At 44.4% G+C, this 6,981-nt stretch carries 5 protein-coding genes; 1 reads left to right on the plus strand and 4 read right to left on the minus strand.

Translation table 11 applies throughout. The features are described 5' to 3' along the window. Positions 1 to 731 (plus strand): S1-like domain-containing RNA-binding protein (locus CAG68_RS21995; RefSeq protein ID WP_161441662.1); only part of this gene is annotated, 731 nt, incomplete at its 5' end. Between the two features lie 282 nt (positions 732 to 1,013). On the opposite strand, the gene rsmF is transcribed toward CAG68_RS21995, so the two are convergent. The 4 genes from rsmF to CAG68_RS22015 all read right to left on the minus strand — a co-directional run. Next, complete coding sequence (rsmF, locus tag CAG68_RS22000; protein WP_086046768.1) at positions 1,014 to 2,450, minus strand: 16S rRNA (cytosine(1407)-C(5))-methyltransferase RsmF; 1,437 nt, start codon at positions 2,448 to 2,450, stop codon at positions 1,014 to 1,016. A 150-nt stretch (positions 2,451 to 2,600) separates the two neighbouring features. Beyond that, positions 2,601 to 5,249 (minus strand): MlaD family protein, encoded by a 2,649-nt coding sequence (locus CAG68_RS22005; protein WP_054576878.1) that lies wholly within the window; start codon positions 5,247 to 5,249, stop codon positions 2,601 to 2,603. Further along, positions 5,242 to 6,492, minus strand: a complete 1,251-nt coding sequence (locus tag CAG68_RS22010) for a paraquat-inducible protein A (RefSeq protein WP_017821871.1) — start codon at positions 6,490 to 6,492, stop codon at positions 5,242 to 5,244. The genes CAG68_RS22005 and CAG68_RS22010 overlap by 8 nt, the downstream gene beginning before the upstream one ends. A gap of 24 nt (positions 6,493 to 6,516) precedes the next feature. Further along, a partial coding sequence (locus tag CAG68_RS22015; RefSeq protein WP_161441663.1) for an ATP-binding cassette domain-containing protein occupies positions 6,517 to 6,981 on the minus strand: 465 nt, incomplete at its 5' end.

A 6,981-nucleotide genomic window follows, 5' to 3' on the forward strand; every position in this document is an offset into this window, starting at 1 on the left:
AGTATGTACCAGAGGGTACTGAAATTGGTGAGCATGTAGACGTATTTCTGTACTTCGATTCAGAAAGCCAACTTGCTGCGACCATTGAAAGACCAATTGCCCAAGTGGGTGAATGGGGTTTAATGAAGATTGAGGGTGTGAATGCGACAGGTGCTTTTGTAAATTGGGGCATCAAAGAAAAGGACTTACTGATTCCTTTTAGTGAGCAACGCACTCGCTTCTCTGCCGGACAAACCATTTTAGTGTATGTTTATACCGACAAAGCGTCAGGTCGCATTGTTGGTACGACTAAGTTCAATAAATGGTTAGATAAAACTCCAGCGAATTATGAAGTTAACGAGCAAGTTGATTTGATCATCGCAGAGCGTAGTCAACTTGGTTATAAAGCTATCGTTAACGGTAAGCATTGGGGCATGATTTTCCCATCGGATGTTTTTGGTAAGCTTTACATCGGTAAAAAGCTGAAAGGCTTTATTAAGCACATTCGTGAAGATGGCAAAATCGACCTTGCTCTACAAAAAGTTGGTGTGGCGAAAATGGACGATCTTTCTAGTAAGATCCTTGACCTGCTAGAGAAGAAAGGCGGATTTTTGCCTTTGAATGACAAGTCGTCTCCTGAAGCGATTTTTGATGCTTTCCGCACAAGTAAAGGGACTTATAAAAAGACCATCGGTGGCTTATACAAGCAGGGTAAAATTGTCATTGAGAAAGACGGTATTCGTCTAGCGTAGTCCTAACTCACGTATAGCGGATCTGCAGCCAAAAAAACGGCCCAAACTTTTCCTTTTTTTGGGCCTAGGGGAAACGGCTCCGCAGAGCCTGCGCTAAACTTGTCCAACAATAATTTTGTTGGTGAACATAGAGAGAAATGCCACATCAAAGCATTACTTTGATACAACTAGTTTAGTACAGCGTATCCGGATCGCTAGCGAGCCCAGTTGCTTTCATACTTACGAATTAAAAAGCCATCGCAAATACGATGGCTTTTCATTTATTTATGATTCGCTACTTCTTTAAAATAAGTTCTTATCTCGTACTAATTCGCGAGGAAGACCATTCTTTATTCGGTTGCTTACCCACTTGCCAAGGCCAATAACTGCGCCTTGATAGGTGACAAGTACTTCGCCTTTACCTGTTTTCATTCCCTCAGGAATGGTTTGTGGGCGAACATCACGCCCCATGTACCATTCGCGCGCTTCTTCAATACTGAGTTCAATGGCGTTGCTTTCAGAACCTGTCGCCAGGGCAGTCGCGACTTGGTGTTGCCAACGGTAGCCATTTTTATGGGCTTCCGCGATCTTTATACCCATACGGGAGAAGCGTAATTCGCCGATCATCGGTTCTAAAGCATTAGGGAATAACCAGACATCTTTATCGCGAAGCCATACAGAACTGTCATTTGGAAGTTTAATACCTAACGCGCTTTGGAGTTGTTGAGCAATTTCTGTCGATTCTTTTTTTGAAGTTTTAGCAAAGGGGAATTTCCCCATGCGCTTTTTGACTTCTGGCGCCTCAACAGCAGCCAGTTTGCGAATTCTTGCAACAAAGAACCCTTCACAGTCGTAGACCTGCGGGAAAATATGCAAAAAGCCTTCTTCAGTTAGGGCTGCCTCTGCGTTTTCAAACAAGTTCTCAAGGCTTTCAAACTCTACAGCATCTCCAAAGGTTTCTTTCAAGTGATGACAAACTTGTTGGTTTTCTTCTGTACTGAGCGTACATGTTGAGTAAACCATCACACCACCGGGCTTTAATGCATGGAAGGCGCTTTCAATAAGATCTTTCTGTGTGTCAGCGATGTCGAGTACGGAAGCTTGCGTCCAGTTTTTCATCGCATCTTCGTCTTTGCGAACGGTGCCTTCTCCAGAGCAAGGCGCGTCGAGCAAAACCGCATCAAATTGTTCTGGTAGCCAACCGCCAAAAACGCGTCCATCGAAGTTACTTAGTGCGGCGTTACGTACCCCACAACGTTCCACATTAGCGTACAGTACTTTTACACGACTTGCGGCGTATTCATTGGCCACAAGTACACCTTCGTTGTTCATTAAAGCTGCAATTTGAGTGGTTTTTGAGCCTGGAGCGGCTGCGGTGTCTAACACGGTATCGTAAGATTCATCATTCATAAACAGAGCAGATACCGGCATCATAGAACTGGCTTCTTGAATGTAGAATAAGCCAGACATGTGTTCTGCTGTGTTGCCTAATGGTACAACTGACTCATCCGCTTCAATCCAAAAACCTGTGTCACACCAAGGCACGGGAGAAAGCTTCCAGCCTTTTGTTTCTGCTCGTTCTAAAAACGCTTCAACGCTGATCTTCAACGTATTAACTCGAATACTCTTGCGCAGTGGCTTTTGGCACGATGCGATAAAGTCTTCCATGTTGAGGTGAGCTGGAAGGATAGTTTGGATTTTTTCCAGAAACGCGTCTGGGATGTAAACATTAGGATGCAATGTGGGATCTCGTTTGCAGAATTTGTGGCAAATAATATACGAAAGCGAAGCAGAAACGAATAGTGACAAGGGCCGAGCAATAAAAAAGAGCAGCGATTGCTGCTCTTTTAAAGTGATCAAACTTCAATTGTACGTGAATTGAGCTTTATTCTACGGCTTAGGAATCGCTGTACGCCATTGAGTCCAACCTTCTTCAGCTTGTGAATACAAAAAGAAAGATTGCCCACTCTTTGCCGCTGGTGGAATAGTCGATTGCTCTGGCGTTGAAAACGCAATTCCTCCGCGAACTAAACTATCAAAGGTTCCCGCTTTGATGTTAGCGCCGGTAAGCCCGATGGAAACATCTACTCCTGAAACATTCCAGAACACACTGTTTTGACGAACGAGGTAAGCGTATTCAGGCTGTATTTTGATAGTTGTGACGATGCGATCAGCAAATTCTCCTAGGCTTACGTCGGTCACTTGGCCAACTTCCATCTGGCGGTAAAGAATAGGTGTACCGACTTGTACTGAGCCTCTTTGTTCACTTTGTAACGTAAACATGATTCCATGCACGCGTTCTGAACTATTTTCTAACTGAAAATCAAATTTGGCTTTACCTTTACCTGGTTCAACACTGATGGATTTCGACACCAACGCTCCGAGGTTTTTAACGCCACCTAAACCAATTTCTGGTTCAGTTAGCCAAAAATGTGAACCTTCAACCGCAATGTTTTCTACGTATTCAGGTAGGATCCTTGCAGTGACTTCAACCATGTTACGACGAAAATTCGGTACAACCAGAGTGATTTCACCAACTTTAACACCTTGATATTCAATCGGCATTCCTTTAGCAATCTCTTGCGAACCGTCGGTTTCTAAAGCAATGACGCGCCCAAACTTGCGAGCGGTTTTTTGATCAGAATACAGCTTCCAGTTTTCTCCGATTTTGTTTTCAACGCCTGGCACGGAGTCAAAAGCGATGCCACCTTCGATTAACGACTTCAAAGGGTGTGCTTTCACACTGACGCCAGCTAATGATGCATCTATCTCAATCCCTGAACGATTCCAAAAAACGGTTTTTGGCGTTACAAGATAAGCGAAGCGGTTTTCGATAGTAGCCTTAATTAGTACTCCGCCATCAACTAGTTGGAAATCGGAGACGTTACCAACTGGAAGATTACGATAGAGTAGAGGGCTGCCTTTGGAAATCGGCGGCAATTCAGAAGCAAATAGTGTTAGAGCCCTAGAGCCACTTTGATTGTACTGCGCCAATTCAGCCAATGATTCATTTTGGAACAGTTGATACTCTTTTTGAATATCCTGCTTGCCTTCGCTCACAAAACTAATTGACCCGGTTAACAACTGCTTTGCTGGAGGAACGGTAACGCTGAGCCCGGATTCAGTTAACTCTGCTGACGCACTGCCGGTTACATAAAAACGATTGTTTGATTTGATCAGATGTTTGTATTCATGGTCAATCAATACATCCATAAATACTTCGTGTTGTGATTTTTTATCTTCCTTAACTAGGCCCACTTTGATGATTGAACCAACAACGATGCCTTTATAAAGTACATTGGCACCGCTATCTAGGCCAAACGAATTGTCGGACACCAACCGAATCGCGATGGACTTTTCTTGCTGTTGGTTAAACACGTTTTTACGAATGGCAGTAAAGCGGCGAGAGCGTTCACCCGCGCCCGGCACGATCGTTAAGAAGTTACCTCGCACTAAATTAGCAATGTTTTCTACACCAGAGAGGGACACTTTTGCTTCTTCTAAGACAAATCGAGTACCTGTCGTCAGCATGTCACTAAAAGCGGGTTGAATTGCCGCTGACGCCAATATCACTTCTCGGCCTTCGGAAAGGCTCAAGTCCGTAACTTGGCCAATTTCGATTCCGCGATACATAATTGGAGCGCCTTCTCCGCTGATCTTGCTGTCATCAGGTAGGACGATTTTAACCGCGATGCCTCGACCAGCAGTTTTCAAATCTTTATACAAACGGAACTCGGTGTTCTCTTCTACAGGCTCACCATCATCCGGAGAGTCGACGGCGATGGCGCCACCTAGTAAGGCACTCATGCTTTCTAGTCTTACATCGACACCTTCAAAACCGATGCTGGCACCAATTCCACTGACGTTCCAGAATCGACTGCGGTTGTTAATGATATGTCGGTATTGATCCTGAATGTTGGCCTGAATAGTGATAGATTTTGCATCTTCATCTAGCTGGTAACTGTACACTTCACCGATTGGGATTTTCTTATAAACAATTTGAGAGCCAACCGATACACCACCTAAATCACGGCTTTTGAGCTTAATATTCAAACCTTGAGAAACGCGTAAATCTGTTGGAGCAGAGTCTAACGCATGGAATGTTGTCTCAAACTCTTGACCATCTCCGGGTTGAATCGAGATGTAGTTACCTGAGACGAGCGCATCCAGTCCGGAAACTCCCGTTAGGCTAGCTGTTGGTTTTACTAACCAAAAGCGTGTTTTATCGTTCAGTAACTTTGCAGCTTCAGGATAGATATCAGCATCGACATAAATACTGCCGAGATCTTCGGTGAGGTTAATGTCTCTTACCATGCCGACTTCTAATCCTTGGTAACGGATAGTGGTTCGGCCGGCGACAAGACCAGCGGCATCAGAAAAATAGATTTGCACTCGTTGTCCTGCATCGTGTATCGACTTCACAACAAGCCAGCCAGCTAAGACCATGGTCAAAATTGGCAACAGCCAAAGAGGAGATATGCCTTTACTCCGCTTTACATCTGGTACGTATGACGTTTGAGAACTGTTCTGATCACTCATTCATTGACTCTTTTTCTGATTGTTTTGGGTTTGTTTGGTCCCAGATTAGCCTTGGATCAATACTTTCTGCTGCAAGCATGGTCAACACTACGACAACACCAAATGCTACGGCGCCATATCCTGGTGTGAAATCCAGTATCTGACCACGATCGACTAACGTCATCATGATAGAAATAACAAACAAATCCATCACAGACCATTTACCGATCCATTTAACAACAAAGTAAACCATCATTCGTTGTCTCTTAAACACCGAACGTTTGAATTGGATGCAAAGCATGATGTAGGCGAGCCCAAGTATTTTAATCACCGGGACAACGATACTCGCAACAAAAATGATCGCAGCGATTCCATACATGCCGCTTTTTACCAAACCAGCCACGCCTGAAAAAATAGTGTCCTCCAAACGCTTACCATTGGTTAGCAAGATGGAAATAGGGATCAGGTTAGCAGGGAAGATGGCGACCGTTGCTGCGATGAGGTAAGCCCATGTTTTCTGAATGGAGTTTGGCTTGCGATGATATAACTCGTGATGACAACGCTGGCAATGGTCACCTTCAGGCTGGGACAAGTGGCATTCATGGCAATGCACATCTTTATGCTCAAAAGCATATAAACTTTCTGGTTTCCAAGCTTCCCAATAACGACGCACGCTGATTCTTGAAACTAACAAAACGGTAAATATCTGCAAAAGAACCAGACCAATTAACCCTGGACCGACGAAAATGTCGGAATAATCTTGGAGTTTAAAACAGGAAATGGCGATGCTAACTAAGAACACATCCAACATAACCCAATGCTTCAAATGTTGAATTAGCCACAGTGAGATACGAAGCCCACGGAACCATCGTTGATGTAAAGAAATATGCGCCGTTACCACTGAAACACAAACCGTCAGTGGCGCTAGAGAGCTACAAAATAGAATGAGCAATGAAAGAAGAACAAATCCTTCTTCCATCAATGTGATCATCCCTGAAGGCAGGGTTGCCGGAATCATCACACCAAAGAGTCGGATGCTAATAAAGTTAAAAAAGTGCGATGGAATAAATAGTAGGATACAGGTTATCGCGACGGCTAGATTACCAGAGAGGCTAGGGCTACCTCCGCGATATAATTGTGTACCACAACGAGGGCAGTGTGCATTTTTGCCATGGGGTAAGTCGACGATGTCGACAGGCAATTCACAACCTTGGCACAGACGTACGTTATTGGGTTGCATGGCGTGCTTAGACAGAGAGGTCATAACGACCTCTCTAGCTTGAACGATTTAAGCGTGGGACTGTATGCCCCCATATAAGGTTTGATATAAGCCTTCTTGCTCAACTAACTCACCATGAGTACCTGTTTGCGTCACTTTCCCATCTTCAAGCACGTAGATCAAATCGGCTTGTTTAACAGCGGATAGTCGGTGCGCAACGATTAATGTTGTTCTACCACGTAAGAACTCGGTCAGTGCTTTGTGTAAAGCCGCTTCAGTAGCGGTATCTAGCGCAGACGTGGCTTCGTCTAAAATAACAAATTGAGGATTACTCAGCACCATTCTAGCAATGGCAAGCCGTTGTCGTTGACCTCCTGACAAACGAATGCCATTACGACCAACTTGAGTATCCAAGCCGTGGTTCAGTTGAGAAATAACATCTTGCAGCTGAGCCACTTCAAGCGCACGCCAAAGTGACATTTCGTCAAAATCCCCACCAAGCGTTAGATTATGCCTCAAGGTGTCGTTAAATAG

Source organism: Vibrio sp. V42_P2S4T144 (genome assembly GCF_009904715.1).
In the GTDB taxonomy this organism is placed as follows: Bacteria; Pseudomonadota; Gammaproteobacteria; order Enterobacterales; family Vibrionaceae; genus Vibrio; species Vibrio alginolyticus.

Excerpts from the sequence above, each read along its gene's own strand:
- CAG68_RS22010 (WP_017821871.1), bottom strand. The coding sequence starts at position 6,492 with ATGACCTCTCTGTCTAAGCACGCCATGCAACCCAATAACGTACGTCTG.
- CAG68_RS22005 (WP_054576878.1), bottom strand. The coding sequence starts at position 5,249 with ATGAGTGATCAGAACAGTTCTCAAACGTCATACGTACCAGATGTAAAG.